Origin of the sequence: Methylotenera sp. (genome assembly GCF_036401095.1) — a bacterium.
In the GTDB taxonomy this organism is placed as follows: domain Bacteria; phylum Pseudomonadota; class Gammaproteobacteria; order Burkholderiales; family Methylophilaceae; genus Methylotenera.
Genome location: NZ_DASWWA010000017.1, coordinates 1 through 24,895, shown reverse-complemented (window position 1 = coordinate 24,895; position 24,895 = coordinate 1). Strand labels below are relative to the sequence as shown.

General features: G+C 44.3%; 33 protein-coding genes and 4 tRNA genes. 36 read left to right on the top strand and 1 reads right to left on the bottom strand.

Annotation, left to right across the window (positions count from 1 at the left end):
- Positions 1 to 123 precede the first annotated feature (123 nt).
- From VGD82_RS09930 to tatC, 25 genes are all read left to right on the top strand, one after another.
- Positions 124 to 777 carry a prepilin-type N-terminal cleavage/methylation domain-containing protein gene (locus VGD82_RS09930; protein ID WP_331020238.1) on the top strand — a complete coding sequence of 218 codons (654 nt, stop codon included), beginning with the start codon at positions 124 to 126 and terminating at the stop codon, positions 775 to 777.
- A 159-nt stretch (positions 778 to 936) separates the two neighbouring features.
- Positions 937 to 1,731 (top strand): ABC transporter ATP-binding protein, encoded by a 795-nt coding sequence (locus VGD82_RS09925; protein ID WP_331020237.1) that lies wholly within the window; start codon positions 937 to 939, stop codon positions 1,729 to 1,731.
- Between the two features lie 55 nt (positions 1,732 to 1,786).
- Positions 1,787 to 2,590: a lipid asymmetry maintenance ABC transporter permease subunit MlaE gene (gene mlaE / locus VGD82_RS09920; RefSeq protein ID WP_331020236.1), complete on the top strand. Its 804-nt coding sequence runs from the start codon at positions 1,787 to 1,789 to the stop codon at positions 2,588 to 2,590.
- Positions 2,591 to 2,621: 31 nt separating this feature from the next.
- A complete protein-coding gene (gene mlaD / locus VGD82_RS09915) occupies positions 2,622 to 3,158 on the top strand; it encodes an outer membrane lipid asymmetry maintenance protein MlaD (RefSeq protein WP_331020235.1) in 537 nt (178 codons plus the stop codon).
- 64 nt (positions 3,159 to 3,222) lie between these two features.
- On the top strand, positions 3,223 to 3,843 hold the full coding sequence (locus tag VGD82_RS09910; protein WP_331020234.1) for an ABC transporter substrate-binding protein: 621 nt from the start codon (positions 3,223 to 3,225) through the stop codon (positions 3,841 to 3,843).
- Positions 3,840 to 4,130 (top strand): STAS domain-containing protein, encoded by a 291-nt coding sequence (locus VGD82_RS09905; RefSeq protein WP_331020233.1) that lies wholly within the window; start codon positions 3,840 to 3,842, stop codon positions 4,128 to 4,130. Before VGD82_RS09910 ends, VGD82_RS09905 begins: the two co-directional genes overlap by 4 nt.
- Positions 4,131 to 4,312: 182 nt before the next feature.
- On the top strand, positions 4,313 to 5,248 hold the full coding sequence (locus VGD82_RS09900; protein ID WP_331020232.1) for an ABC transporter ATP-binding protein: 936 nt from the start codon (positions 4,313 to 4,315) through the stop codon (positions 5,246 to 5,248).
- Complete coding sequence (locus tag VGD82_RS09895) at positions 5,245 to 6,048, top strand: ABC transporter permease (RefSeq protein WP_331020231.1); 804 nt, start codon at positions 5,245 to 5,247, stop codon at positions 6,046 to 6,048. The genes VGD82_RS09900 and VGD82_RS09895 overlap by 4 nt, the downstream gene beginning before the upstream one ends.
- Positions 6,049 to 6,097: 49 nt before the next feature.
- Positions 6,098 to 6,349, top strand: coding sequence for a BolA family protein (locus VGD82_RS09890; protein ID WP_135278050.1), 252 nt, complete (start codon positions 6,098 to 6,100; stop codon positions 6,347 to 6,349).
- A gap of 68 nt (positions 6,350 to 6,417) precedes the next feature.
- Positions 6,418 to 6,729 (top strand): Grx4 family monothiol glutaredoxin, encoded by a 312-nt coding sequence (gene grxD / locus VGD82_RS09885; RefSeq protein ID WP_331020230.1) that lies wholly within the window; start codon positions 6,418 to 6,420, stop codon positions 6,727 to 6,729.
- Positions 6,730 to 7,995, top strand: coding sequence for a UDP-N-acetylglucosamine 1-carboxyvinyltransferase (gene murA / locus VGD82_RS09880; RefSeq protein ID WP_331020229.1), 1,266 nt, complete (start codon positions 6,730 to 6,732; stop codon positions 7,993 to 7,995). It abuts the gene before it with no gap.
- Between the two features lie 12 nt (positions 7,996 to 8,007).
- Positions 8,008 to 8,652: an ATP phosphoribosyltransferase gene (hisG, locus tag VGD82_RS09875; RefSeq protein WP_135278044.1), complete on the top strand. Its 645-nt coding sequence runs from the start codon at positions 8,008 to 8,010 to the stop codon at positions 8,650 to 8,652.
- 22 nt (positions 8,653 to 8,674) lie between these two features.
- Positions 8,675 to 9,970: a histidinol dehydrogenase gene (hisD, locus tag VGD82_RS09870; RefSeq protein ID WP_331020228.1), complete on the top strand. Its 1,296-nt coding sequence runs from the start codon at positions 8,675 to 8,677 to the stop codon at positions 9,968 to 9,970.
- Positions 9,971 to 10,109: 139 nt separating this feature from the next.
- The gene (hisC, locus tag VGD82_RS09865; RefSeq protein ID WP_331020227.1) at positions 10,110 to 11,174 is read left to right on the top strand and encodes a histidinol-phosphate transaminase; all 1,065 of its coding nucleotides are present in this window, start codon (positions 10,110 to 10,112) and stop codon (positions 11,172 to 11,174) included.
- Positions 11,175 to 11,441: 267 nt separating this feature from the next.
- Positions 11,442 to 12,119 (top strand): 3-hexulose-6-phosphate synthase, encoded by a 678-nt coding sequence (gene hxlA / locus VGD82_RS09860; protein ID WP_331020226.1) that lies wholly within the window; start codon positions 11,442 to 11,444, stop codon positions 12,117 to 12,119.
- A gap of 138 nt (positions 12,120 to 12,257) precedes the next feature.
- On the top strand, positions 12,258 to 12,845 hold the full coding sequence (gene hisB, locus VGD82_RS09855) for an imidazoleglycerol-phosphate dehydratase HisB (RefSeq protein ID WP_135278039.1): 588 nt from the start codon (positions 12,258 to 12,260) through the stop codon (positions 12,843 to 12,845).
- Between the two features lie 49 nt (positions 12,846 to 12,894).
- A complete protein-coding gene (hisH, locus tag VGD82_RS09850) occupies positions 12,895 to 13,557 on the top strand; it encodes an imidazole glycerol phosphate synthase subunit HisH (RefSeq protein WP_331020225.1) in 663 nt (220 codons plus the stop codon).
- Positions 13,558 to 13,623: 66 nt separating this feature from the next.
- The gene (gene hisA, locus VGD82_RS09845; RefSeq protein ID WP_331020224.1) at positions 13,624 to 14,364 is read left to right on the top strand and encodes a 1-(5-phosphoribosyl)-5-[(5-phosphoribosylamino)methylideneamino]imidazole-4-carboxamide isomerase; all 741 of its coding nucleotides are present in this window, start codon (positions 13,624 to 13,626) and stop codon (positions 14,362 to 14,364) included.
- 10 nt (positions 14,365 to 14,374) lie between these two features.
- Positions 14,375 to 15,142, top strand: a complete 768-nt coding sequence (gene hisF / locus VGD82_RS09840; protein WP_331020223.1) for an imidazole glycerol phosphate synthase subunit HisF — start codon at positions 14,375 to 14,377, stop codon at positions 15,140 to 15,142.
- A 100-nt stretch (positions 15,143 to 15,242) separates the two neighbouring features.
- Positions 15,243 to 15,629 carry a phosphoribosyl-AMP cyclohydrolase gene (gene hisI / locus VGD82_RS09835; protein WP_331020222.1) on the top strand — a complete coding sequence of 129 codons (387 nt, stop codon included), beginning with the start codon at positions 15,243 to 15,245 and terminating at the stop codon, positions 15,627 to 15,629.
- Positions 15,630 to 15,633: 4 nt separating this feature from the next.
- Positions 15,634 to 15,951 carry a phosphoribosyl-ATP diphosphatase gene (locus tag VGD82_RS09830; protein WP_331020275.1) on the top strand — a complete coding sequence of 106 codons (318 nt, stop codon included), beginning with the start codon at positions 15,634 to 15,636 and terminating at the stop codon, positions 15,949 to 15,951.
- 79 nt (positions 15,952 to 16,030) lie between these two features.
- A complete protein-coding gene (locus VGD82_RS09825) occupies positions 16,031 to 16,369 on the top strand; it encodes a histidine triad nucleotide-binding protein (RefSeq protein WP_331020221.1) in 339 nt (112 codons plus the stop codon).
- 29 nt (positions 16,370 to 16,398) lie between these two features.
- Complete coding sequence (gene tatA, locus VGD82_RS13045) at positions 16,399 to 16,755, top strand: Sec-independent protein translocase subunit TatA (protein WP_414684497.1); 357 nt, start codon at positions 16,399 to 16,401, stop codon at positions 16,753 to 16,755.
- A 51-nt stretch (positions 16,756 to 16,806) separates the two neighbouring features.
- The gene (gene tatB, locus VGD82_RS09815; RefSeq protein ID WP_331020220.1) at positions 16,807 to 17,166 is read left to right on the top strand and encodes a Sec-independent protein translocase protein TatB; all 360 of its coding nucleotides are present in this window, start codon (positions 16,807 to 16,809) and stop codon (positions 17,164 to 17,166) included.
- A gap of 8 nt (positions 17,167 to 17,174) precedes the next feature.
- Complete coding sequence (gene tatC, locus VGD82_RS09810) at positions 17,175 to 17,921, top strand: twin-arginine translocase subunit TatC (protein ID WP_331020219.1); 747 nt, start codon at positions 17,175 to 17,177, stop codon at positions 17,919 to 17,921.
- 2 nt (positions 17,922 to 17,923) lie between these two features.
- On the opposite strand, the gene VGD82_RS09805 is transcribed toward tatC, so the two are convergent.
- Complete coding sequence (locus VGD82_RS09805) at positions 17,924 to 19,096, bottom strand: Do family serine endopeptidase (RefSeq protein ID WP_331020218.1); 1,173 nt, start codon at positions 19,094 to 19,096, stop codon at positions 17,924 to 17,926.
- A 144-nt stretch (positions 19,097 to 19,240) separates the two neighbouring features.
- Here VGD82_RS09805 and VGD82_RS09800 point away from each other — a divergent pair, with 144 nt between their 5' ends.
- The 11 genes from VGD82_RS09800 to VGD82_RS09750 all read left to right on the top strand — a co-directional run.
- Positions 19,241 to 19,990, top strand: a complete 750-nt coding sequence (locus VGD82_RS09800; protein ID WP_331020217.1) for a Nif3-like dinuclear metal center hexameric protein — start codon at positions 19,241 to 19,243, stop codon at positions 19,988 to 19,990.
- Between the two features lie 255 nt (positions 19,991 to 20,245).
- Positions 20,246 to 20,884, top strand: coding sequence for a ubiquinol-cytochrome c reductase iron-sulfur subunit (petA, locus tag VGD82_RS09795; protein ID WP_331020216.1), 639 nt, complete (start codon positions 20,246 to 20,248; stop codon positions 20,882 to 20,884).
- Between the two features lie 2 nt (positions 20,885 to 20,886).
- Positions 20,887 to 22,185, top strand: coding sequence for a cytochrome bc complex cytochrome b subunit (locus VGD82_RS09790; RefSeq protein WP_331020215.1), 1,299 nt, complete (start codon positions 20,887 to 20,889; stop codon positions 22,183 to 22,185).
- Between the two features lie 5 nt (positions 22,186 to 22,190).
- Positions 22,191 to 22,898 (top strand): cytochrome c1, encoded by a 708-nt coding sequence (locus tag VGD82_RS09785; RefSeq protein WP_331020214.1) that lies wholly within the window; start codon positions 22,191 to 22,193, stop codon positions 22,896 to 22,898.
- Positions 22,899 to 22,901: 3 nt separating this feature from the next.
- A complete protein-coding gene (locus VGD82_RS09780; protein WP_331020213.1) occupies positions 22,902 to 23,501 on the top strand; it encodes a glutathione S-transferase N-terminal domain-containing protein in 600 nt (199 codons plus the stop codon).
- A gap of 122 nt (positions 23,502 to 23,623) precedes the next feature.
- Positions 23,624 to 24,052, top strand: a complete 429-nt coding sequence (locus tag VGD82_RS09775) for a ClpXP protease specificity-enhancing factor (RefSeq protein ID WP_331020212.1) — start codon at positions 23,624 to 23,626, stop codon at positions 24,050 to 24,052.
- Positions 24,053 to 24,097: 45 nt separating this feature from the next.
- Positions 24,098 to 24,173: transfer RNA gene (locus tag VGD82_RS09770), tRNA-Thr, on the top strand.
- A 71-nt stretch (positions 24,174 to 24,244) separates the two neighbouring features.
- Positions 24,245 to 24,329: transfer RNA gene (locus VGD82_RS09765), tRNA-Tyr, on the top strand.
- 75 nt (positions 24,330 to 24,404) lie between these two features.
- A tRNA-Gly gene (locus tag VGD82_RS09760) sits at positions 24,405 to 24,480 on the top strand.
- Positions 24,481 to 24,504: 24 nt separating this feature from the next.
- A tRNA-Thr gene (locus VGD82_RS09755) sits at positions 24,505 to 24,579 on the top strand.
- 175 nt (positions 24,580 to 24,754) lie between these two features.
- The coding region (locus VGD82_RS09750; RefSeq protein ID WP_305630293.1) for a GTP-binding protein at positions 24,755 to 24,895 on the top strand (141 nt) is incomplete at its 3' end.

The window sequence follows — 24,895 nt, the reverse complement described above, 5'->3', positions numbered from 1 at the left end:
TTGTTGTAGATGTAGTCAATTGTAGCTGGTATGTTATTTGCTAGTTAAAAATTGACACTCACAGGGTGTTTTAACTTACATGTTTAAATTGGCGCGCTAATTGCGCACAGTTCGGGGAATTAAATGAAAAGAACACAGGCAGGCTTTACGCTGATTGAGTTGGCAATTGTGCTAGTAATTATTGGCCTATTGCTTGGAGGCGTACTTAAAGGGCAAGAGCTGATTAATAGTGCAAAAGCAAAAAGCATTGCGAGTGATCTCAAAAATGCGCAGATATTTATTTATGGCTACCAAGATAAATTTAGGGCCTTGCCTGGTGATGATGCGAATGTGGTAACACATATTACTGGTTCAACTTTGGCAACAACCAATGGACCAGTAGGGAATGCGCGTATAGGTGGTGCATGGAATGTGGAGGATGGTACTTCTGAGTCAGCATTATTTTGGCAGCATGTGCGATTGGCTGGTTTTGCTACGGGGCCTACTTTGGTGAATGATCCAAATTACTATCCTAGAAATGCCGATAATGGTCGAATTGGTGTGCAAAGTATGACTGGATTCAATACTATTACTGGAATGACGGGTTTGTATGTTGTTTGCTCTGAAAATATTAGAGGGCAATTAGTTAAGCAGATTGATATTAATATGGATGACGGAGACACTTCGACTGGGTCATTAAGGGCGTTAGGCGCAGGTACCGCTGGTGCAAACACAAATGCCATAACAACAGCAACAATAGTGGATGCTGATCCATATACTGTGTGCATGTCCTTCTAATTTTAAGTTAGCTTTAAAAGCCCGCTTTATGGCGGGCTTTTTTATTGGTGCGAGTACTTGAATTTGTATATGTGACATTTAAGCTTGCGTAGAATCTTAATTGTTCTAAAATGGCACCTTGGATAAAAGCAAGAAACCTAACTGAAAATTGTGCTTTAAATGACATCAAATATTGTAGAAATCGATAACCTTTCCTTTGGGTACAATGGTCGCGTATTGCACAAGGGTATTAACATGGCTTTCCCTAAGGGGAAAGTTGTCGCCATTATGGGTGGTAGCGGTAGCGGTAAAACTACATTGCTACGCCTGATTGGTGGGCAAGTTAAACCAACAAAAGGCGAAGTGCGCGTTAATGGGCAAGTAGTGCATGAGCAAAGCCGTGATGGCATATATCAATTGCGTCGCAGTATGGGTATGCTGTTTCAGCACGGTGCTTTATTTACCGATTTAAGCGTGTTTGATAATGTTGCGTTCCCAATGCGCGAGCTAACAGATTTGCCCGAGTCTATGATTCGTGATTTGGTCCTACTTAAGTTGAATGCGGTGGGTTTGCGTGGAGCATATAAATTTATGCCTACAGAGCTATCTGGCGGTATGGCGCGCCGTGTTGCGCTGGCAAGGGCTGTTGCTTTAGATCCAAGTATTATTATGTATGATGAGCCATTTGCCGGCTTGGATCCAATCTCTATGGGTGTGATATGCGGCTTGATTCGTAGCCTGAATGATGCGCTGGGCGCGACTTCTATTATTGTTTCACACGATGTTAAAGAAACCTTTTTGATTGCTGACTATGTGTACTTTGTCGCAAATGGCGAAGTGGCAGCAGAAGGTACTCCGGCAGATTTAATACAATCTACCCTTCCATTTGTTCATCAGTTTGTGCATGGGGAAAAAGATGGCCCAGTGCCTTTCCATTATGCGGCGCCCGATTACCGGGCTCAGCTATTGGGTTGAAGATGTAGCTGTTGAGTGTTCAGTTGCAAATTGGCAGTTTAATGGATTTAGTTTAATGATTAATATAATAATTAATATGGTTTCTCGGCTTTTGCGCGGTATCGGCAGTCGTATGATTGCGCGTGTTTGGCGTTTAGGTGCAGGAACCAGGCTTTTTATGCTTGCCATTGTTTACTCAGGCGAAAGTTTCAGGCGTTTTCACTTAACGTTGCGTGAGGTCTACTTTACGGGCGTCATGTCTTTACTGATTATTATCGTGTCCGCATTTTTTGTTGGCATGGTGCTGGCATTGCAGGGCTATAACACACTGCAAAAATATGGCTCATCAGAGGCGATAGGGGTGTTGGTCGCCTTGGCTCTGGTGCGTGAGTTGGGGCCGGTAGTGACGGCTTTATTATTTGCCGGACGTGCTGGTACTGCAATTACAGCTGAAATTGGCCTAATGAAAACAACCGAGCAGTTGTCAGCTATGGAAATGATGGCTGTTAATCCAATCGCACGCGTGGTTGCGCCAAGATTCTGGGCCGGTGTAATTTCCATGCCTATTCTTGCGGCACTGTTTTCTATGGTCGGTGTGCTAGGCGGATACTTGGTGGCAGTGCCACTGATTGGTGTAGATGACGGTGCATTCTGGTCGCAAATGCAGGCTAATGTGGATGTGCGTGCAGATATTATTAATGGCGTGATTAAAAGTGTAGTGTTTGGTGTTGCCTGTACGATGATTGCGCTGTTCGAGGGTTTTGATGCACCACCTACGGCAGAGGGTGTCAGTCATGCTACTACTAGAACTGTGGTGATTTCATCGCTCACTGTATTAGGTTTGGATTTTGTATTAACGTCTTTTATGCTGGTTGTTTAGCCCATAAAAACAAAGTTGAGAGGGTAGTGAAGTGGATAGAACAAAAATAGATTTATGGGTAGGTGTTTTTGTAGCCTTAGGCGCAGCCGCATTGCTGGGCCTTGCTATGAAGGTTGGTAATTTAACCTCGAGTAAAATTGGCGAGACTTACTCTGTCAGCGCTTCATTTGAGAATATTGGTGGTTTAAAGCCAAATGCACCTGTTAAAAGTGCTGGTGTGGTGGTTGGTCGCGTTGCTGACATTAGCTTCGATGCCAAAACTTACGAGGCAGTCGTGACGATTAAAATAGATAAGCGTTATCAGTTTCCAAAGGATACATTTGCCAATATTTATACGGCAGGTTTGTTGGGTGAGCAATATATCGGTTTGGAAGCTGGTGGTGAAGATGATGTACTAAAAACTGGTGATAAAATTAGCCAGACCCAAGATGCCATTGTGTTAGAAAAAATGATTAGTCAATTTTTGTATAACAAAGCTTCTGAAACGGATAAAGATAAATCAGCAGCGCCTGCAACTAGTGAGCCTGCAAAAGAAAAGTCAACCGAATTGGGTGATGCGCCGTTCTAGTCACGGTTAGTAATTGTTTTTTGATGTTAATTTGTCATTTTGGCGAAAATATAAAAGGTCTCAAATGAAAATGTTTTTGAAGTTGGTGATGAATGTCACTTTTGTAACCGCAATGTTTGTTAATGCAAGCTTGGCTCAGGCAGAGCTTACTGCGGATGAGTTAGTTAAGCGTACTGCTGAAGATGTGCTTAACACGCTAAAGAATGATAAGGACATTCAAGCGGGTAATCAGCAAAAGATTTATGCACTGGCTGAAGAGAAAATCTTGCCTAACTTCGATTTTGAGCGCGTTTGTCGCATGGTGCTAGGTAAGAATTGGCGCTCTGCTACACCAGAGCAGCAAGCTGCTTTCCAAAAAGAGTTCCGTACTTTATTGTTGCGTACCTATGCTACAGCACTAGGTAAATATAAAAACCAAGTGATTGAGTACAAGCCTTTGCGTGCTGATGCAGCGGCAAAAAATGTGAGCGTAAAAACTCAGATATTACAGCCAGGCGGTCAACCTATTTCAGTGGATTACAGCCTAGTAAAACTTGATAACGGCTGGAAAGTTTACGATATTGTGATTGAAAGTGTAAGCTTGGTGACTAATTACCGTAGCCAGTTCAGCAGTGAAATTCGTGAGAATGGTCTTGATAGCTTGAATAAAAAACTCGCGGATAAGAATAAAGCATCTGGCGTATGAGTAATATAGTATTGCAAGGAAATACGTGGCTGCTCTCTGGTGAAATACTGGTTGATAATGCCAATGCGGTACTTGTTGAGAGCGCTGGCTTGGAGATAAGTGAAGCATTACAGATAGATTTTTCTGCGGTTACTAATACTGATACCTCTGCAATTAGCTTGATGATGGAATGGCAGCGTCGAGCCATCGCTGCCAAGCATAAAATCAGCTTTGTAAATTTACCGGAGGGGCTAGAAAGTTTGGCTACACTTTATGGTGTGTCTGATTTTATTCCGCTCAGTGCTTAAGTAGCAATTTGGTTCCCACTCAAAACCCTTTCGGTATTCGAAAGGGTTTTGACGCTTTGATTTAATGTATTTAAAAGCTGTAAATTTCTTTGTGTGCTGGCGTATATTTAGCATCGCTTGAATGCGTTGAGTTTTTCTGCTGCTGCATGCCTAATGTTTAAACTGTTAATCGAAAGTCTCTTTTGAACCATCCTGCAATTCAAATTCGTGATGTGCATAAGCACTTTGGTGCGCTGCATGCTTTAAGAGGGGTTGATCTCACTATCGAGCAGGGTGAATTTTTCGCTTTGCTTGGACCGAATGGTGCCGGAAAATCTACATTAATTAATATCTTGGCGGGTCTTATCGCTCCTGGTGCTGGCAATATTGCTGTCATGGGCTTTGATGTCCAGCAGCAGTATCAGCAGGCGCGTCAGTTGTTAGGAGTTGTGCCTCAAGAGTTGGTGTTTGATCCATTTTTTAATGTGCGAGAAATGTTGCGCTTTCAGGCTGGTTATTTTGGACTGGGCCGTGAAAATGACCCTTGGGTGGATGAAGTGTTAGAAGGCTTAGGCTTGGCGGATAAGGCTCATACCAATATGCGCAAGTTGTCGGGTGGGATGAAGCGTCGCGCGCTGATTGCGCAAGCTCTAGCGCATAAGCCGCCAGTCATCGTGCTGGATGAGCCTACTGCAGGGGTGGATGTCGAGTTGCGCCAAATGCTTTGGGAGTTTATTAAAAAACTAAACCGCGACGGTCACACTATCATTTTGACCACGCATTATTTAGAAGAAGCTGAAACACTGTGTAGCCGGGTAGGAATGATGAAGCAAGGTGAAATTGTTGCGCTTGATAGCACGGCTAACTTGCTCAACAAGTTTGCAGGCAAGCATCTGCGATTGACGCTAGGCGATGTGCATTTGCCACAAGAGGTGCAAAGCATGGTGCGCCATGTGGAGCGTGGGGTTTATACCTTTGCTTTAACCGATATGATACAGATTGAATATGTGCTGTCGTCTTTGCGCGCTGGCGGCATTAAGGTGATAGACATGCAATTAAGCGAAGCTGATTTAGAGGACGTATTTTTGTCATTGGTGGGTAATGCTGCCGCTGAGCATAAATTGGCGGATCAATTATGATGAATGATGTAAAACAATCTACAACTGGTAATCAGGTCTCAAGTTGGAGAGGGCCGTGGACCTTACTCAAAAAAGAGCTGCTGCGCTTTTGGCGTGTGTCGTTCCAAACTGTGGCTGCACCAGTGATTACTGCTTTGCTGTATTTGCTGATTTTTTCGCATGTGCTAGATAAGCATGTGCAGGTTTATGATGGGGTTGCCTACGCTGAGTTTTTAATACCGGGTTTGATTATGATGTCTGTGCTGCAAAATGCATTTGCTAACAGTTCATCTAGCCTGATTCAGTCGAAGGTGATGGGTAATATTGTATTTGTTTTGTTAACACCACTCACGCATTTGCAGTTTTTTATGGCGTTCCTGATTGCTGCGATTATTCGTGGCTTGGTGGTGGGCTTGTGTATCTATCTCGTGGCCATGTGGTTTGTAGATTTAACGGTGGCTAATCCATGGATGATTATTGCCTTTGGTTTGCTTGGCAGTGCGCTGCTCGGCACTTTTGGCATTATCGCAGGTATATGGGCAGATAGATTTGACCAGATGGCCGCGTTTCAAAATTTTATTATCATGCCATTGTCGTTCTTATCAGGCGTGTTTTACTCGATTCATTCATTGCCTCCATTTTGGCAAAAAGTTTCTCATTTAAATCCATTTTTCTACATGATAGACGGGTTTAGGTATGGCTTCTTTGGTAAGGGTGACGTATCTCCAGCACTCAGTTTACTCATAGTGGCGGCGTCCTTCCTAGTGTTAGCACTGATCACATTAAAAATGTTAAAATCAGGCTATAAACTTAGGTCATAATGCTGAGTTAAGCAATTTAGCTAGTTGAATTATTAAAGGTGAGTGACACGTGTTAAGTGCGCAGCAGTTAGAAACATACATCACGCAAAATTTAGCGTGTGATTATATAAAAGTATTAGGTGATGACGGTACGCATTTTGAGGCGGTGATTGTCAGTCCTGAATTTGTTGGTAAGACCATGGTTAAGCAGCATCAATTGGTTTACGCAGCGCTTGGCGACAGGATGAGAGCTGAAATTCATGCCTTATCAATGCAGACTTTAACCCCAGAGGCGTGGTTGAAGTTGCAAGCTAACAACTAAGCTTAAAGAGTGTCTAAACAGACGTCAGTGAAAAATTTTGTAATAAAGTTTTGTAATTAGGATAAATAATGGATACGCAGGAATTAATTAGAAGTCAGGTAACAGGTAACCCAGTAGTGCTGTATATGAAAGGTAGCCCAAAGTTTCCACAATGTGGTTTTTCAAACTTAGCAACGCAAATCCTCAATGCCTGTAACGTAGAGTACGTGGCAATTGATGTGTTGGCAGATCAAAATATCCGCGAGGGTATTAAGACTTATGCAAATTGGCCAACCATTCCACAGTTGTATGTCAACGGTGAGTTTATTGGCGGTTCAGACATTATGCGTGCCATGTACGAAAGTGGTGAGTTGCAAACATTACTGAATGCGACTAAATAATTGGACAAACTGCTGATTACAGGCGGTAATCGCCTTCATGGTGAGGTTGTCGTTTCTGGAGCTAAGAATGCGGCCCTGCCAATCTTGTGTGCGTCTTTGCTGGCTGAAACACCGCTCAACTTGAGTAGTGTGGCTGCGCTGAAAGATATCGACACTACAATCAAACTGCTCGATACCATGGGTGTTAAAGTAAGGCGCGAGGCTGATAAAGTGAGCTTGGATGCCAGCGATGTTGCTTCGTTTGAGGCAACTTATGAAATGGTGAAAACCATGCGCGCTTCAATTTTGGTGTTGGGGCCATTGTTAGCTCGCTTTGGTACAGCACGTGTGTCCTTGCCGGGTGGCTGTGCGATTGGGTCTAGGCCTGTAGATTTGCACATTAAAGGCTTGCAGGCGATGGGTGCCGCTATTCATATCACGCATGGCTACATTCAAGCCAGTACCTTGCATTTACCTAACCGTCGTTTGCAAGGTGCGCGTTACTACATGGATTTAGTCACTGTGACTGGCACTGAAAACCTGATGATGGCAGCTAGTTTAGCGCAAGGTACTACAGTTCTAGAGAATGCTGCAAAAGAACCCGAAGTAGTAGATCTGGCAGAGTGCCTGATTAAAATGGGCGCAAAAATCAGCGGTGCCGGTACCGATGTGATCACTATTGAAGGTGTAGAGCGCCTGACTGGTGCTGATCATAATATCGTGTGTGATCGTATTGAAGCAGGTACCTATATGGTGGCCGCTGCGATGACTGGTGGCGAAGTTAAGTTGCGTAATGTTCAGGCACATTTGCTGGATGCCGTCATTGAGAAATTGCGCGAGGCCGGAGCCACGGTAACCGTAGAGACTGATGCGATTACAGTCAAAGCGAATGGCAAATTAAAAGCGGTAAATATCCGCACCGCACCGCATCCAGCATTTCCAACCGATATGCAGGCGCAATTTATGGCGCTGAATACCATTGCAACTGGCGTATCTAAAGTCACAGAGACTATCTTCGAAAATCGTTTCATGCACGTGCAGGAAATGCAGCGTTTAGGGGCTGATATTGGCATTGATGGCAATACTGCACTGGTTCAAGGCGTTGAGTATCTGGATGGCGCTACCGTGATGGCAACTGATTTACGTGCTTCAGCGAGCCTAGTGCTTGCTGGCTTGGTGGCACGTGGCGATACGGTGATTGAACGCATCTACCATTTAGATCGTGGTTATGAAAACTTGGAAGCTAAGTTGAATGCCTTAGGTGCCAACGTAAAGCGAATAGCATAGAGAATACTGAAAATGATTACGATAGCACTTTCAAAAGGCCGAATTTTTGAAGAAACAGCACCATTGTTGGCAGCAGCAGGCATACATGCGGCTGAGGATCCTGAATCATCCCGTAAGCTGATTATAGAAACCAATCGCCCTGATGTGCGTTTGATTATCGTGCGTGCAACCGATGTGCCTACCTATGTACAGTATGGCGCTGCTGATTTGGGCATCGCAGGTAAGGATGTGTTGGATGAGCATGGTGGCGATGGTTTGTATCAGCCGATAGACCTGCAAATTGCAAAATGCAAAATGATGGTGGCTGTGCGTGATGACTTTGATTATTTTGGATCGATTCGCAGTGGTGCCCGCCTTAAGGTTGTGACCAAATATGTAAAAACAGCACGTGAGCATTTTGCGGCAAAAGGCATGCATGTGGACTTAATCAAGCTGTATGGTTCTATGGAATTGGGCCCATTAGTAGGCTTGGCGGATGTGATTGTGGATTTGGTCAGCACCGGTGGCACCTTGCGTGCTAACAAGCTTAAAGCGGTAGAGGAAGTGGGTGATATTAGCTCTAGGCTAGTGGTTAATCAGGCTTCACTAAAACTTAATCGCGACAAGTTGCAGCCGATTATGGATGCATTCCAAACAGCAATTGCAAAAAATAAATAATTTAGGCACATAGGCTAATGATATGAAAATTAGACGTTTTTCTACTTTAGATGGCGATTTTCAGGCGAACTTAAAGCAGTTACTTGCATTTGAAACTGCGCAAGACGACAACATCGATGTGGTGGTTGCCAACATTTTAAAAGATGTGAAGCGTCGTGGTGATGCTGCAGTGCTTGAATACACCAATCGTTTTGATAAAACTGATGCGAGCCAACTGAGCGAGCTGGAAATCAGTCAGTCTGAGCTACTTGCAGCCTTAGAGGGGCTGCCAGCTGAGCAGCGCGCTGCATTGCAAGCCGCCGCAGACCGTGTAAAAAGTTATCATGAAAAACAGTTGATGAGCTCATGGAGCTATACCGAGGCTGATGGCACCTTACTTGGTCAGCAAGTCACGTCACTTGACCGTGTCGGTTTGTATGTGCCGGGCGGCAAAGCGGCTTACCCTTCTTCAGTGTTGATGAATGCGATTCCAGCTAAAGTGGCCGGTGTGCAAGAGTTGATTATGGTGGTGCCTACACCTAATGGCGAGAAAAATCAGCTGGTGCTAGCAGCTGCCGCGGTTTGCGGCGTGGATCGTGTGTTCTGTATCGGTGGCGCACAAGCAGTAGGTGCATTGGCGTATGGTACAGAAACTGTGCCGCAAGTAGATAAAATTGTAGGTCCTGGTAATGCCTATGTTGCTGCTGCCAAGCGCCGTGTGTTTGGTGTGGTTGGTATTGATATGGTGGCAGGCCCTTCTGAAATCCTGGTGATTTGTGACGGCAAAACTGACCCAGACTGGATCGCTATGGATTTATTCTCACAAGCTGAGCATGATGAACTAGCTCAATCTATATTGTTGAGCCCAGATGCTGCATTTTTGGATCAAGTCGCTGCTAGCATGCAAAGGCTGGTAGAGGAGATGCCACGTAAGGATATTATCAACACTTCGTTGACCGACCGTGGTGCATTAATTCATGTGCGTGATCTGGATGAAGCAGCTGAGATTAGCAATTATATCGCTCCTGAGCATTTGGAGTTGTCTGTAGAAGAGCCGTTGGGATTTAGCAAAAAAATCAAACATGCTGGCGCTATTTTTATGGGGCGTGATACCTGTGAGGCTCTGGGTGATTACTGTGCAGGGCCTAATCATGTGCTACCTACTTCGCGCACAGCAAGGTTCTCATCGCCGCTAGGTGTTTATGACTTCCAAAAGCGTTCAAGCTTAATCATGGTGTCTTCTGAAGGCGCGCAAGTATTAGGTAAAATTGCAGCAACCTTAGCCTATGGCGAAGGCCTGCAGGCGCACGCTCGTTCTGCTGAGTACCGACTTAAGTAATTCTGTAAAAAATGGTGGTGCGCTGGGTATCAACTGATACCTAGTGTGCTCAATGAGGCGCATATCCGTTACGGATGGCGCCTTTTATTAATTTTGCGCTAGGTCATGTAATGACAGCGCATATGTCTGAGGGTTTAGTATGAGTAAATATTGGAGTGATGTTGTTCATAAGCTCACCCCTTATGTGCCGGGCGAGCAACCTAAAATTAATAGTTTGGTAAAACTCAATACCAATGAAAACCCTTATGGCCCAAGCCCTAAGGTGATTGAAGCTTTGAAATTGGAAGCTGCAGAAACCTTGCGTTTATATCCAGACCCTAATTCTGATGGCTTGAAAGCTGCAATCGCTAAAGTGCATCATTTAGATAGCAGCCAAGTATTTGTAGGTAACGGTTCTGATGAGGTGTTGGCACATGTGTTCCAGGCGCTGTTGAAGCATGCGCAGCCGTTGTTGTTTCCAGATATTACCTATAGCTTTTACCCTGTGTATTGTGGGCTATATGGCATCGATTATGAAACGATTCCACTAGCAGAAGATTTTAGCATCCGTGCGGAAGATTATATAAAGCCTAACGGCGGTATTATTTTCCCTAATCCTAATGCGCCAACCGGTATGCCGCTTGCCTTGGAAAAGATTGAATGGATACTGCAAAACAATACTGAGTCCGTGGTGGTGATTGATGAGGCCTACGTAGATTTTGGTACAGAATCAGCAGTAAGCCTGATTGATCAATATCCTAACCTGTTAGTGACGCATACCTTATCTAAAGCACGCTCATTGGCGGGTCTGCGCGTCGGTTATGCATTGGGCTCAGCAACATTAATTGAGGCGCTGATAAGAGTTAAAGATAGCTTCAACTCTTATCCGATTGACCGCTTTGCTTCTGCTGGTGCAGTAGCTGCAATGCAAGATGTAGATTATTTTGAAGAGACCTGTCAAAAAGTGATTGCAACACGCGATGCTTTGGTGGCTAACATGCAGGAGCTGGATTTTGAAGTACTGCCGTCCGGTGCTAATTTCATTTTTACCAAACATAAACTGCGTGATGGTGCTGAGCTAAGTGCAAAGTTGCGTGAGCACGGCATTATCGTGCGCCACTTTAAGTCGCCTAACCGCATTGCGCCTTATCTGCGCATTACGATTGGTACCGATGAGCAATCTGTACTGCTACTTAAGGCATTAAAGGCTGTGTTGAGCGAATAAAGCCTTTTGCTGCAGTTTAGGCGAAAATGCCAAGAGTATTACTAAAAACCAGTGTTATTGCGGACATTTATTGAACTATTTGCTGTGTTCAAACTTTTTATATAGATAAAACATGCAAATTAAGCATGAAAAGTTTGAATTTTCACACGAAGTGCGGTTATGATAGCGAAATGTGCGTTTTGTGCACAATATAATAATTATTTTCAATCTGTATTTTTAACCTAGGTAAGTCATTATTTTGATTTATTATTAGTTGGAGGATGTATCGTGGCACAAACCCAAATGGCATTAGACTCATTAGATTTCGACGCAACAGTTGCTTTAGCAACTAAGGTTGCTCCACACGTGGATATTTTAGAAATTGGTACACCATGCATTAAGCATAACGGTATCAAATTACTACAAACATTACGTGCTAAGTTCCCAAACAACAAAATCTTAGTTGACTTGAAAACAATGGATGCTGGTTTCTACGAAGCTGAGCCATTCTACAAAGCAGGTGCTGACATTTGTACAGTATTGGGTACTTCAGACATCGGTACAATCAAAGGTGTAATCGACGTTGCTAACAAATACGGTAAAAAAGCACAGGTCGACTTGATTAATGTTGCTGACAAAAAAGCACGTACACAAGAAGTTGCTAAATTAGGCGCGCACATCATTGGCGTGCACACTGGTTTAGATCAACAAGCTGCAGGTCAAACACCATTTGGTGACTTGGCTTTAGTTGCTGGCTTGAACTTAGGTCTTGAAATTTCTGTTGCTGGTGGCGTTAAAGCTGCTACAACTGCACAAGTACGTGACGCTGGCGCAACTATCATTGTTGCTGGTGCTGCAATCTACGGCGCTGCTGACCCAGCTGCTGCTGCTGCAGAAATCACTGCAATCGCTCATGGCGGTTCAACTGGTGGTTTGTTCGGCTGGATCAAAAAATTATTTAGCTAATCACTAAGTAGTTTAGTAAAAAACCCCAGCCTTAAAACTGGGGTTTTTTTATTTTAGACTTTAAATTCATCATGTAGCTATGTGTTACAACCTTGTAATGGGTTAAAATGCATGCTGATAACATAAAATATTAGACTTATGCGTAACGCCAAAATTACTAGAAACACGCTAGAAACCCAAATTACTGTGAGCATCAACTTAGATGGCACTGGTATTTCTCAATTTAACACGGGCCTAGGCTTCTTGGATCACATGCTAGACCAGATTGCGCGTCATGGCATGATGGATATCGAGGTGAATGCTAAGGGTGATTTGCATATTGATGCGCATCACACGGTTGAAGATATTGGCATCACCTTGGGCCAAGCCTTTGCTCAGGCTGTGGGGGACAAAAAGGGTATTCGCCGTTACGGTCACGCCTATGTGCCGTTGGATGAGGCGTTATCAAGGGTGGTGCTGGATATTTCTGGACGCCCGGGCTTGGAGTTCGGCTGTACTTTCACGCGTGCTGCAATCGGCAATTTTGATGTCGACTTAGTGCATGAGTTTTTCCAAGGCTTTGTTAACCATGCTAATGTCACTTTGCATATTGATAATTTAAAAGGCCATAATGCACACCATCAGGCTGAAACAATATTCAAAGCATTTGGACGTGCGTTGCGCATGGCGGTAGAGCTGGATGCGCGTATGGCAGGAATTATGCCGTCGACAAAAGGTAGTCTATAAGTCTGCCCAGACCTAACCTTGAATAGTGACATTCGGCAACATTTAAAATATGAGCACAATTGATATTGCAGTAATTGATTATGGCATGGGTAACTTACGCTCGGTGTCAAAGGCCTTGGAGCATGTTGCACCTACAAAAAATGTAGTCGTGACGAGTAACCCCGACGATGTTGCAAAAGCATCACACGTTGTCTTTCCTGGGCAAGGTGCAATGCCAGATTGTATCCGTGAGTTGGATGCACGCGGTTTACGTAGTGCTGTACTTGATGCTGCAAAAAATAAACCGTTCTTGGGTATCTGTATTGGTTTGCAGATGCTATTCGAGCGTTCAGAAGAAGGCGATGCAGCGGGTCTAGGTTTGTTTAAGGGTAGTGTGAAGCGATTTGCACATGCTGACATGGTAGATAGCCAAGGCGAAAAGCTTAAAGTCCCACACATGGGGTGGAATCAGGTTTACCAGCGTCATCATGCAGACGCTAAAGCGCATGCGCTTTGGCAGGGTATAGAAGACGGTGCTAGGTTTTATTATGTACATAGTTATTATGTACAGCCTGCGGACGATGTAATCGTCGAGGGCTATAGTGACTATCCTAAGCGTTTTACTTGCGCAATTGCTAAAGATAATTTATTCGCAGTACAGTTTCACCCAGAAAAAAGTGCAAATGCCGGCCTGCAGTTGTTGAGCAATTTTGTCAATTGGTCACCTATTTAAGTTGGCCTTAATATATAACCAGCTATTCTCTTTTTAACTTTTTCGTATATAAAATTAATTCTCATTATGTTAATTATCCCAGCAATTGATTTAAAAGATGGACACTGCGTCAGACTAAAGCAAGGTTTGATGGAAGAGTCGACAGTGTTCTCAGAAGACCCAGGCGCGATGGCTAGGCATTGGGTTGATCGTGGCGGTAAACGCCTGCATCTGGTGGATTTGAATGGCGCCTTTGCTGGCAAGCCTGTCAATGAAGGGGCGATTAAGTCTATCGTGAGTGCTGTTGGCGGTGATATCCCGATTCAATTAGGTGGCGGTATCCGTGATTTAGACACGATTGAGCGCTACTTAGATAGCGGTATTGATTATGTCATTATCGGCACTGCGGCGGTAAAAACTCCAGGTTTCCTGCATGAGGCATGTTATGCGTTCCCTGGCCAGATTATGGTTGGCCTAGACGCTAAAGATGGCAAAGTTGCGATTGATGGCTGGTCTAAGCTGACAGGTCATGATGTAATTGATTTGGCAAAGAAATTTGAAGACTACGGCGTAGAGTCTATTGTTTATACCGATATCGGTCGTGATGGCATGTTGACTGGTGTCAATATCGAAGCCACGGTTGCCTTGGCGCAGGCGTTAACAATACCTGTGATTGCTTCTGGTGGCGTTACAAATTTAGATGATGTTAGAAAATTATGCGCGGTAGCCAATGAAGGCATTATTGGTACGATTACTGGACGTGCAATTTATGAAGGCACCTTAGACTTTGCGGCAGCTCAGCAGCTTGCCGATGAGTTAAGTGCATAAGGTTTAGTTGATGGGATTAGCCAAACGTATTATTCCTTGCTTGGATGTCACAAATGGCCGTGTGGTAAAGGGCGTTAACTTTCTTGAGCTCAGAGATGCTGGTGACCCGGTAGAAATTGCCAAGCGCTATGATGACCAAGGGGCGGATGAGCTTACTTTTTTAGATATCACCGCAAGCTCAGATAACCGTGGCCTTATTCTGCATATTATTGAAGAAGTGGCTAGTCAGGTATTTATCCCGCTGACTGTCGGTGGCGGAGTGCGCGAGGTTGAAGATGTGCGTCGCCTGTTAAATGCAGGTGCGGATAAAGTTAGCATCAATACTACAGCGGTGCTTAATCCTAAAGTGGTGCAAGATGCAGCTGCTAAGTTTGGCTCGCAATGTATTGTGGTTGCGATTGATGCTAAAAAAGTAGATAACCAGCCATTTGAGTGGGAAGTGTTTACACATGGCGGCCGTAAGGCAACCGGTCTGGATGCCGTGAAGTGGGCAGAATATATGGTGAGTCTTGGTGCTGGCGAATTGTTAGTCACCAGCATGGACAGAGACGGCACTAAAATTGGTTTTAATAATCCACTGAATAAAGCCATTAGCAATGCAGTAGAAGTGCCGATTATCGCCTCAGGTGGCGTAGGTAATTTGCAGCATTTGGTCGATGGTGTTAAAGAGGGTGGTGCTGATGCCGTACTGGCCGCGAGTATTTTTCACTATGGTGAATATACAGTTAAGCAGGCTAAAGACTACATGGCGCAATATGGTATTGAGGTTAGGCGCTAGCCACTCCTCTAGCCATCATTAAAGTTGATTGGCACTCGCTATTGGTGCTACAGCTGCGTAATGCTTGATTCAACAGATATTTCAATAGATAGGTTGTTAGATGAATTGGTTAGATGAAGTCACTTGGGATGCCAATGGTCTTGTTCCCGTCATCGCTCAGGAGTATGACACCGGGCGTGTGTTGATGTTTGCCTGGATGAATCGCGAAGCCTTGCAGTTGAGTAGCGAAACCAATCAGGCTGTTTATTGGTCTAGGTCGCGCAATAAACTGTGGCGTAAAGGCGAGGAGTCTGGTCATGTACAAAAGATACATGAGATTCGTCTGGACTGCGATGAGGATGTGATTTTGCTTAAAGTCGAACAGGTGGGTGGTATTGCTTGTCATACCGGCAGGCATAATTGTTTCTTTAAGACCTTGAAAGATGATAGTTGGGTGATAGACCAGCCGGTAATCAAGAATCCTGATGAGATTTATAAGCATGAGTAATGATATGAATGATGTGCTAACCCGACTTTCAGAACTGCTGGAGCAGCGCAAGACTGCAGACCCAGCCTCATCCTATGTAGCAAAGCTGTATGCTAAAGGCATGGACAGTATCTTGAAAAAGATAGGCGAAGAGGCAACGGAAACGGTGATTGCGGCCAAAGGCGGCAATAAAGATGAAATCATCTACGAGACGGCTGACTTGTGGTTCCATACCATGATTATGTTAGCTAAAGCCGATTTGAAGCCACAGGATGTGCTTGTTGAACTTGCAAGACGTGAAGGCTTGTCAGGTATTGTTGAGAAAGCTAGCCGCGACAAATAATACTAGGACTATTAATTTCGTTTGGCTCAAGAGTCGTTTTATTTGGCTCGATGTGTGCAGTAAATAGAAAGTTGAAAAAATGAGTGCTGATTGTATTTTTTGTAAGATTGCTAAAGGTGATATTCCTTCAAAGAAAATCTATGAGGATGAAGATGTCATCGCTTTTCATGACATACACCCTATAACTAAAGTACACTTTTTATTAGTGCCTAAGCAGCACCTTGATAGTTTGGCGAGTTGTGACTCGCAACATCAGGCATTATTGGGTAAGATGTTGTTGCTTGCGCCTGAGTTGGCTAAAGAGCAAGGTTTGGCTGGCTTCCGCACCATGATTAATACTGGACGTGAAGGCGGGCAGGAAGTGTTTCATATGCACATGCATGTATTTGGTGGTGGTAACACCCTACCTAAAACATAGTTTAAACATATTTAATTAGGAGAGTAGCAATGGGAATCGGAGCTTGGTGGCATTGGTTGGTAGTTTTACTCATTGTAGTGCTCGTATTTGGCACAAAGAAACTTCGTAATATCGGTGGCGATGTAGGCGGTGCAGTAAAAAACTTTAAAGAAGCCGTGAATGAAGGAAAGAGCGCTGCTGCTGACACGCCTCAGCAAGAGCAGATTGCTAATAACTCAGTGTTGATTGAGGGGGAGGCGGTTGCTGTGACACCAGCAAAACCAGCGGCTAAAAAAAGAGCGCCGGCAAAAACAGCTACTGCTAGTAAAACTACCGCGACCAAAGTTAAATCCACAACGGCAAAAAAAGCGCCAGCAAAAGCTAAATCAACGACTGCTGCCAAATAGCAGTTTCAATGTTGAAGCGCATCGCATCTTTGGTGATAAGGTCTAGTCAGCATGTTTGATATTGCATTCTCTGAATTGGTTGTAATCGCGATTGTTGCGCTGATCGTAATCGGCCCTGAAAAGCTGCCTAAAGTTGCACGCACTATTGGTACTATGGTTGGACGTATGCAGCGCTATATGGCGCAAATAAAAGAGGAGGTGAATCGTGAGTCACGATTTGCCGAATTGCAGAAGCTGCAGCAAGAAATCCAGCAGACGACAGAAAGCGCGCAGGCTGGCATCAAGAGTGGAGTGGACTATTTGGCAGAAGCGGTCGACCCGCTAAACCAAAACCCACAGCAGCAAGGCGATGATACGGCAGATATTGCTACTAAAACGCACCAACCTTCCCCTACTTCAGTAAAAGATTAGCGAACGCTGTGACTCCTACAGAAAATTTCATCACACACTTAATTGAGTTAAGAAACCGCTTACTACGCATCGTGGTCGGTTTTATTGTTGTTTTTATTGCACTGTTTCCATTTGCAAATGAAATATATGCCTTGCTAGCAGCGCCTTTGCTAAGCAAGCTGCCAGCAGGTGGGCAGATGATCGCCACTGCGGTGACTACGCCGTTCTTTGTACCGATGAAGGTCGCAATGATGACAGCATTTTTGCTCTCATTGCCACATACCTTGTATCAGATTTGGTCATTTGTCGCGCCGGGTCTATACGCGCACGAGAAGAAGTTCATGATTCCTATCATACTAGCCAGCAGCTTTTTGTTTCTGTCAGGCATGGCTTTTGCGTATTTTTTAGTGTTTCCGGTAATCTTTGGTTTTATTGTCGGTACTGCGCCTGTAGGCGTTGCCGTGATGACGGATATAGGTAATTACTTGGACTTCATCATTACATTGTTTTTTGCGTTTGGCCTGGCATTTGAAGTGCCGATTGCGGTGGTCATGGCGGCGCGTTTTGGCTGGGTGTCAATACATGCGTTAAAAGAAGCTAGAGGTTACGTCGTGGTTGGTGCGTTTGTGATTGCTGCAGTAGTAACACCGCCAGACGTAATTTCACAATTTATGCTGGCAATGCCTATGTGGCTGCTGTATGAATTAGGCATTGTGGTGGCAAGGTTCACTACTAAAGAAAAAGAAAGTGAACCTACCATTTTGCCGCCAGCCTAGGCTTACTCTGGTGCCGCTACTGGTTTGGGGCGCTTGCCTATAATAATTGCAATGTTGGCGATAGCGCCATCACGTACAATTTGCAGCGTTGCTTTTTGATTAGGTTGTAATGCTGCAATCAGGTTGAGCATGCTACCGCTGTCTGTCACTGGCTTGCCTTCAATCGCAACCAATATATCGCCAGAACGTAAACCGGCCCTGTCTGCCGGGCTGTGTTTTAGTACCCCAGCAATTAAAGCGCCTTGTGCTTTGTTTAATCTAAATGACTCTGCTAGCTCTGGTGTAATGTCCTGAGCCTCAATTCCTATCCAACCACGTGTAACGTTGCCTTGCGCCGCAATTTGCTCCATGACTTGTCGTGCTAGCGTAGTCGGGATTGCAAAGCCAATGCCCATAGAGCCACCGCTACGTGAGTATATGGCGCTGTTAATGCCCACAAGGTTGCCCTCCGTGTTAATTAAAGCACCACCAGAGTTGCCTGGGTTGATTGAGGCGTCGGTTTGTATGAAGTTTTCATAAATATTAATCCCCAAATGGCTGCGGCCAAGTGCGCTGACGATGCCTTGTGTCACCGTTTGTCCAACGCCAAATGGGTTGCCGATGGCCAATACTACGTCACCCACGTTAAGCGCGTCTGAACTGGCGAAGGTGATTGCCGGTAAATCATTGGCATCCACTTTAATGAGTGCCAAGTCGGTGTCGGGGTCGGTGCCGACCACTGTTGCTGTCATTTTTCTGCCGTCAGATAAAGCGACTTCAATAGAGTCGGCGGTAGCAATTACGTGGTTGTTAGTTAAAATCAAACCCTGACTGCTGACGATAACGCCTGAGCCTAAGCTATTTTCTGGCTGCGCTTGAGGTTCTGGTTCGTCCAGTTGGTCGCCAAAGAAATGGCGAAACGCAGGGTCCTCTAAAAAATCCTGATGTGGACTGCTACGTGGCTTTTTGCTGGTGAATATATTAACAACCGCCGGCATCGCCTTTTTTACGGCATTGCTATATGAATAGACTGTGCTGGTGGCGCTGCTTGGTTCGGCCTGTTTGACCACTAAGGCCTGTTCTCTGAAATTGAAAAAATTTGGGTAGAAAATGCGTAAGGCAAATATTAATGCCATGCAGATGGTGGCTGCTTGCGCAAAAATTAGCCATAATCTTTTGTGTAGAGAGTTATTCATCTTTATTTACTTCTTAAGTATGGTAATTAATCAAATTTAATCTAAGGTTGCATCAGTGTTTGAGTATTCACCCATATGTCACATTTTGATATAAGGTCTGCAATCGAAAAATCAATAGCCTAACATTTTAAAGGTTTGAAGCTTATGGTAAAAATCAATGAGTTAAATCATTATACCCAACAACTGATGCAAGTAGCGCGTTTCAAAGATTACTGCCCAAATGGTTTGCAAGTAGAGGGTCGTGCCGAAATCAACAAGATTGTGACTGGGGTTACGGCAAGTATGGCGTTGCTGGAAGCTGCGCATCAGGCAGATGCTGATTTAATCTTGGTGCATCATGGCTATTTCTGGCGCAATGAGGCGCCAGGGCTAGTTGGTATTAAGCGTAAGCGCATTAAGTTCTTGCTACAACATGATATCAATCTGATGGCCTACCATTTGCCGCTGGATGCTCATGGTGAGTTTGGTAATAACGTACAGCTTGGCAGGCTGCTGGGGTTTGAGGCGCAGAGCTACGTCGGCACTGAAGAGTTAATCGCCTGCGCGGAGCTAGCGGAGGGTGTGCCGCTGTCGTCAATTGCTGACTTAGTCGAACAGCGTTTGGGCCGTCCGGTGCTTACAATTGGTAAAGCCACGCAAGCGATTAAAAAGGTTGCTTGGTGTACGGGTGCGGCGCAAGGTTATATAGATCAGGCAATTGCGCTGGGTGCAGATTTATTTATTAGCGGTGAAATCTCCGAGCAAACAGTGCATCAGTCACTTGAGTCTGGTGTGGCCTATATATCGGCAGGTCATCATGCGACAGAGCGTTATGGGGTGCAGGCGCTAGGTAGGCATTTGGCGGAAAAATTTGATTTGGAGCATGTGTTTGTTGATATACACAATCCGGTTTAATCGTTTTATTTCAGTAACTTAATAAATAAAGCTTTAATTGGGGGGTAAAAAATTGTATAATCTGGCGCCTAAACATCAAGCCTTGTCTATACTTTAAATTGCTTTTGCTGTTATTAAGTAGTGCAGGTTACATCTTAATTGAAGATAGTCAGTTACCCAGTAATGTGTGTTTAGATTTTTAGTAAAAGGTGACGCTGCATGCCTAGCTAAGGCGTGGCGTCTAATCCAGTCAATCCTTTCGAGCAAGAGGAAAACATGTCAGACAACCAAAATGACAATCAGCAGGCTGACTCGCAATCGTGCGGGTGTTCTCAAGTAGACCAAGAAAAACGTAACTTTTTAATCGCCACTTCTGCAGTGGGTGCATTGGGTTGTGCTGCCGTTGCAGTACCCTTTGTAAAAAGCATGACGCCAAGTGAGCGTGCTAAAGCAGCAGGCGCACCTGTAGAAGTTGATATCAGCAAAATTGAGCCGGGCACTATGATGACGGCTGAGTGGCGTGGTAAGCCAGTATGGATTATCAATCGCACTGAAGAGATGACAGCGGAATTGGCTCAGCACGATGGTCAATTATCAGATCCTGCATCAGATGTAACTTCACAACAACCAGCTTACTGTAAGAACGAAGGGCGTTCAATTAAGCCTAATCTTGCTGTGATTGTTGGTATCTGTACGCATTTGGGTTGTTCACCTAGCGGCAAATTGCAAAAAGGTGGCGATATGGGTGATGGTTGGACTGGCGGTTTCTTCTGTCCATGTCATGGCTCTAAATTTGATTTGGCTGGCCGTGTGTTTAAGGGTTCTCCAGCCCCTATCAACTTAGTGGTGCCACCGCATAAATATTTGAGTGAAAATCTACTTCTGATTGGCGTTGATACTGAAGAGAAAGCATAATCATGACTGATAAAAATAAATCAGCGCTATCTAGCGCTTTAAATGACGGTTTAAATTGGGTTGACGCACGTTTTCCATTAACGAGTAACGTTAAAGCGCATTTAACCGAATATTACGCACCAAAAAACTTTAACTTTTGGTACTTCTTTGGGTCATTGGCATTGTTGGTGTTGGTGCTGCAAATTTTGACCGGTATTTTCCTAACAATGCATTACAAACCAGATGCTGACTTAGCATTCGGCTCTGTTGAATACATCATGCGTGATGTGCCATGGGGTTGGTTGATTCGCTATATGCACTCAACTGGCGCGTCTATGTTCTTTGTTGTGGTTTATCTGCATATGTTCCGCGGCATCATTTACGGCTCATACAGAAATCCACGTGAGTTAATCTGGTTATTCGGTGTGGCAATCTTCTTGGTGTTGATGGGTGAAGCATTCTTTGGATACCTATTGCCTTGGGGTCAAATGTCTTACTGGGGTGCGCAAGTGATTGTTAACTTGTTCTCAGCTATTCCATTTATCGGTCCAGACGTTTCAGAGTGGTTGCGTGGCGACTACTTGGTATCTGATGCAACCTTGAATCGCTTCTTTGCGTTCCACGTAATTGCCTTGCCATTTGTATTGGTTGGTTTAGTTGTTGCTCACTTGATTGCTTTGCATGAAGTCGGCTCAAACAACCCAGATGGCGTTGAAATTAAAAAGCTGAAAGATAAGAAAACAGGTTTTCCTTTAGATGGGATTCCATTCCATCCTTACTATACAGTGAAGGATTTGGTTGGCGTGTCTATGTTCCTGATCGTGTTCTCAGCCATTATTTTCTTTGCGCCTGAGATGGGCGGTTACTTCTTGGAGGCAAATAACTTTGTGCCTGCTGATCCGCTTAAAACGCCAGCACACATTGCGCCAGTTTGGTACTTCACGCCTTATTACTCAATCTTGCGTGCAGTTCCGCCTATCTTGAACTCTCAGTTCCCTGGTGTTGCGGCAATGGGCTTATCGGTAGTAGCTTTTGCTTTATTGCCTTGGTTAGATAAGAGCCCAGTGAAGTCTATTCGCTATCGTGGCACACTATATAAACAATGGTTGGTTGCTTTTGTCATCAGTTTCTTGGTGCTTGGTTATCTTGGTACTGTGCCATCTAATGTTTGGGGGCAGTTCGGTGCATGGATGGGTGGTGCTGATCGCGCTACTGTAGTTGCACGTATCTTTACAGTGGTTTACTTCTTGTTCTTTGCGTTAATGCCTTGGTATACGAAAAAAGATAAAACTAAACCAGTGCCAGAAAGGGTAACAGGATAATAACCATGAAAAAATTATTGTTAGCGATGTTGTTGATGCCTTTCCTTGCTGCGCCAATGTTGGCTAATGCAAATGAAAGTGTGAGTTTAGATAAAGCGCCGATTGATGCTGCTGACCATGAGTCTTTGCAGCGTGGTGCGCGTACTTTCGTTAATTACTGCCTAAATTGCCATAGCGCTAATTACATGCGCTATAACAGATTGCTAGAAATTGGTCTGACCGAAAAGCAGATCAAAGACAACCTCCTGTTGGCTGGTGAGAAAATTGGCGATCCGATGAAAGTTGCCATCAATAAAAAAGATGCAGCAAAATGGTTTGGCGTTGCGCCACCTGATTTGTCTGTAGAGGTGCGTGCACGTGGTGCGGATTGGGTTTACACCTATATGCGTAGTTTCTACCGCGACAGTACCAGAACAACGGGTTGGAACAACACGGTGTTTGATAAGGTGGGTATGCCGCATGTGCTTTACGAGTTGCAAGGTGAGCAAGAGTTGAATCATGAAACACATGCATTGAAACTGGTAAAACCTGGCAAGCTATCTGTTGAGGAATATGATGCTTTGGTAGGTGATTTAACAAACTTTATGGCCTATATGGCTGAGCCGGCAAAGCATCAAAGAAACCAACTTGGTTGGTTCGTCTTGCTGTTTTTAGGTGTGTTGTTAGTTCTAACATACAAACTTAAAAAAGCTTACTGGAAGGAAATACACTAAATTATGATGACTTTATATTCGGGGACTACAGATCCCTATAGCCACCGCTGTCGTATTGTCTTGTTTGAAAAAGGCATGGACTTTCAGGTGATTGATGTTGATCTGGCAAATAAGCCAGAAGATCTAGCGGTCATTAATCCATACAATCATGTGCCAGTATTAGTGGAGCGTGATTTGGTGTTGTCAGAAGCTAATATTATCAATGAGTACATTGATGAGCGCTTTCCGCACCCACAGTTGATGCCGCCAGATCCAGTAATGCGTGCGCGTGCAAGACTGTTTTTATATAGCTTTGAAAAAGACTTGTTCAGTCATATTGTTGATATTGAGTCTGGTGATCAAGAAAAAGCAGATAAAGCACGTGCTACGATACGTGATAACTTAACGCAACTAGTGCCTATTTTTGCTAAGCAGAATTATTTATTAGGTGATGATTACTCAATGTTGGATGTTGCGGTAACTCCGTTGCTTTGGCGCTTGGGTCACTACGGTATTGAGTTGCCGAACCAAGCTGCACCTATTTTGAAATACGCAGAGCGTTTATTCTCAAGACCATTGTATGCAGATGCAATGACTCCTTCAGAAAAAGCAATGCGCAAGTAATAAGTAGTATAAGTAATTAGTTGTCAAAATCGTTTAGATGGCGTTTGATTAAAGCTCTTTAATTAAACGCCTCTATTCGCCCAATCTGTAACTGAAGCTATCCTTAAGTAGGTTCGTTAAATATGTCTGAATTGATCCCAACCAAACCTTATATGTTGCGTGCACTGCATGAGTGGTGTGTGGGCAATAATTTAACTCCGCATTTGATTGTTGAGGTCAACGCGCAGACCCGAGTGCCGATGGCGTATGTTAAAGATGGTGAAATTGTTTTAAATATTAATTACAGTGCAACAAAAGATTTGCACATAGATAATGATTCTGTGGTATTCTCTGCGCGCTTCGGTGGTGTGTCACAAAATATATATGTGCCCATGAGTGCAGTAAGGGGTATTTTTGCACGTGAAAATGGTCAAGGAATGTTTTTTGAGGCCGATCCAGAGCAAGAAGAAGTGCCATTTTTAGCGGATGATGCGAAAGAAAATGCGGAACCTGTTGAAAATAAAGAAGAATTAATAAAAAGTAAAAAACCTGTATTAAAAATCGTAAAATAATTTACTTTTATTAAAAGATGCGTATAATACGCATCTCACGAAAACGCCGGGTTAGCTCAGTTGGTAGAGCAGCGCACTTGTAATGCGAAGGTCATCAGTTCGATTCCGATACCCGGCACCAGTTTCTTAGCAAATTCCCTGTTGTGCATTTAACAGCAAGTTAAATATCCAGCATGATCGCGGGATCGGTGAGGAGGGGTGGCCGAGTGGTTAAAGGCGACGGACTGTAAATCCGTTCTCTCAGAGTACGAAGGTTCGAATCCTTCCCCCTCCACCAGTTTGTAAAATATAAAGTTGTAAAAAGTATAGTAAGTTGCAGTAATTTGAGCTTGTTGGCGTTGGTAGCATGTACGCGGGTGTAGCTCAGTTGGTAGAGCACTTGCCTTCCAAGCAAGATGTCGCGAGTTCGAACCTCGTCGCCCGCTCCACCAGTTGAGTGTTGCGGATTAAGCGCCCATGTGGCTCAGTGGTAGAGCACTCCCTTGGTAAGGGAGAGGTCGCGGGTCCGATTCCCGCCATGGGCACCATAAGGCTTGAGTGCAAAGTTGATGGCAAATTGCTGTGGCGGCTTAGAGGTTGTTAGATAGTGAATGTTTGATAACGAGTAGCTGTTTAGCGAAAGATTAAATGTTCTGATTTGAACAAGTTTTATTAATTCTAATAAAACTTATGGTTAATAAAATATTGTAAAGGACTGAAGCAATGGCAAAAGGTAAATTTGAGCGGACCAAGCCGCACGTTAACGTAGGTACGATTGGCCACGTTGACCATGGTAAGACAACATTGACAGCAGCGATCACCACTGTATTGACAAAGAAATACGGCGGCGAAGCAAAAGCTTAC

Bases quoted from the DNA above. Each gene is read 5' to 3' on its own strand.
- VGD82_RS09790 (WP_331020215.1), top strand. From the start codon at position 20,887: ATGACTGATAAAAATAAATCAGCGCTATCTAGCGCTTTAAATGACGGT.
- VGD82_RS09905 (WP_331020233.1), top strand. From the start codon at position 3,840: ATGAGTAATATAGTATTGCAAGGAAATACGTGGCTGCTCTCTGGTGAA.
- hisC (WP_331020227.1), top strand. From the start codon at position 10,110: ATGAGTAAATATTGGAGTGATGTTGTTCATAAGCTCACCCCTTATGTG.
- petA (WP_331020216.1), top strand. From the start codon at position 20,246: ATGTCAGACAACCAAAATGACAATCAGCAGGCTGACTCGCAATCGTGC.
- VGD82_RS09800 (WP_331020217.1), top strand. From the start codon at position 19,241: ATGGTAAAAATCAATGAGTTAAATCATTATACCCAACAACTGATGCAA.
- VGD82_RS09785 (WP_331020214.1), top strand. From the start codon at position 22,191: ATGAAAAAATTATTGTTAGCGATGTTGTTGATGCCTTTCCTTGCTGCG.
- VGD82_RS09830 (WP_331020275.1), top strand. From the start codon at position 15,634: ATGAATGATGTGCTAACCCGACTTTCAGAACTGCTGGAGCAGCGCAAG.
- VGD82_RS09825 (WP_331020221.1), top strand. From the start codon at position 16,031: ATGAGTGCTGATTGTATTTTTTGTAAGATTGCTAAAGGTGATATTCCT.
- tatA (WP_414684497.1), top strand. From the start codon at position 16,399: ATGGGAATCGGAGCTTGGTGGCATTGGTTGGTAGTTTTACTCATTGTA.
- grxD (WP_331020230.1), top strand. From the start codon at position 6,418: ATGGATACGCAGGAATTAATTAGAAGTCAGGTAACAGGTAACCCAGTA.
- VGD82_RS09910 (WP_331020234.1), top strand. From the start codon at position 3,223: ATGAAAATGTTTTTGAAGTTGGTGATGAATGTCACTTTTGTAACCGCA.
- tatB (WP_331020220.1), top strand. From the start codon at position 16,807: ATGTTTGATATTGCATTCTCTGAATTGGTTGTAATCGCGATTGTTGCG.
- VGD82_RS09805 (WP_331020218.1), bottom strand. From the start codon at position 19,096: ATGAATAACTCTCTACACAAAAGATTATGGCTAATTTTTGCGCAAGCA.
- VGD82_RS09925 (WP_331020237.1), top strand. From the start codon at position 937: ATGACATCAAATATTGTAGAAATCGATAACCTTTCCTTTGGGTACAAT.
- VGD82_RS09930 (WP_331020238.1), top strand. From the start codon at position 124: ATGAAAAGAACACAGGCAGGCTTTACGCTGATTGAGTTGGCAATTGTG.
- hisF (WP_331020223.1), top strand. From the start codon at position 14,375: ATGGGATTAGCCAAACGTATTATTCCTTGCTTGGATGTCACAAATGGC.
- hisA (WP_331020224.1), top strand. From the start codon at position 13,624: ATGTTAATTATCCCAGCAATTGATTTAAAAGATGGACACTGCGTCAGA.
- hisH (WP_331020225.1), top strand. From the start codon at position 12,895: ATGAGCACAATTGATATTGCAGTAATTGATTATGGCATGGGTAACTTA.
- hisD (WP_331020228.1), top strand. From the start codon at position 8,675: ATGAAAATTAGACGTTTTTCTACTTTAGATGGCGATTTTCAGGCGAAC.
- VGD82_RS09780 (WP_331020213.1), top strand. From the start codon at position 22,902: ATGATGACTTTATATTCGGGGACTACAGATCCCTATAGCCACCGCTGT.
- mlaE (WP_331020236.1), top strand. From the start codon at position 1,787: ATGATTAATATAATAATTAATATGGTTTCTCGGCTTTTGCGCGGTATC.
- VGD82_RS09895 (WP_331020231.1), top strand. From the start codon at position 5,245: ATGATGAATGATGTAAAACAATCTACAACTGGTAATCAGGTCTCAAGT.
- hisI (WP_331020222.1), top strand. From the start codon at position 15,243: ATGAATTGGTTAGATGAAGTCACTTGGGATGCCAATGGTCTTGTTCCC.
- hisB (WP_135278039.1), top strand. From the start codon at position 12,258: ATGCGTAACGCCAAAATTACTAGAAACACGCTAGAAACCCAAATTACT.
- hisG (WP_135278044.1), top strand. From the start codon at position 8,008: ATGATTACGATAGCACTTTCAAAAGGCCGAATTTTTGAAGAAACAGCA.
- VGD82_RS09775 (WP_331020212.1), top strand. From the start codon at position 23,624: ATGTCTGAATTGATCCCAACCAAACCTTATATGTTGCGTGCACTGCAT.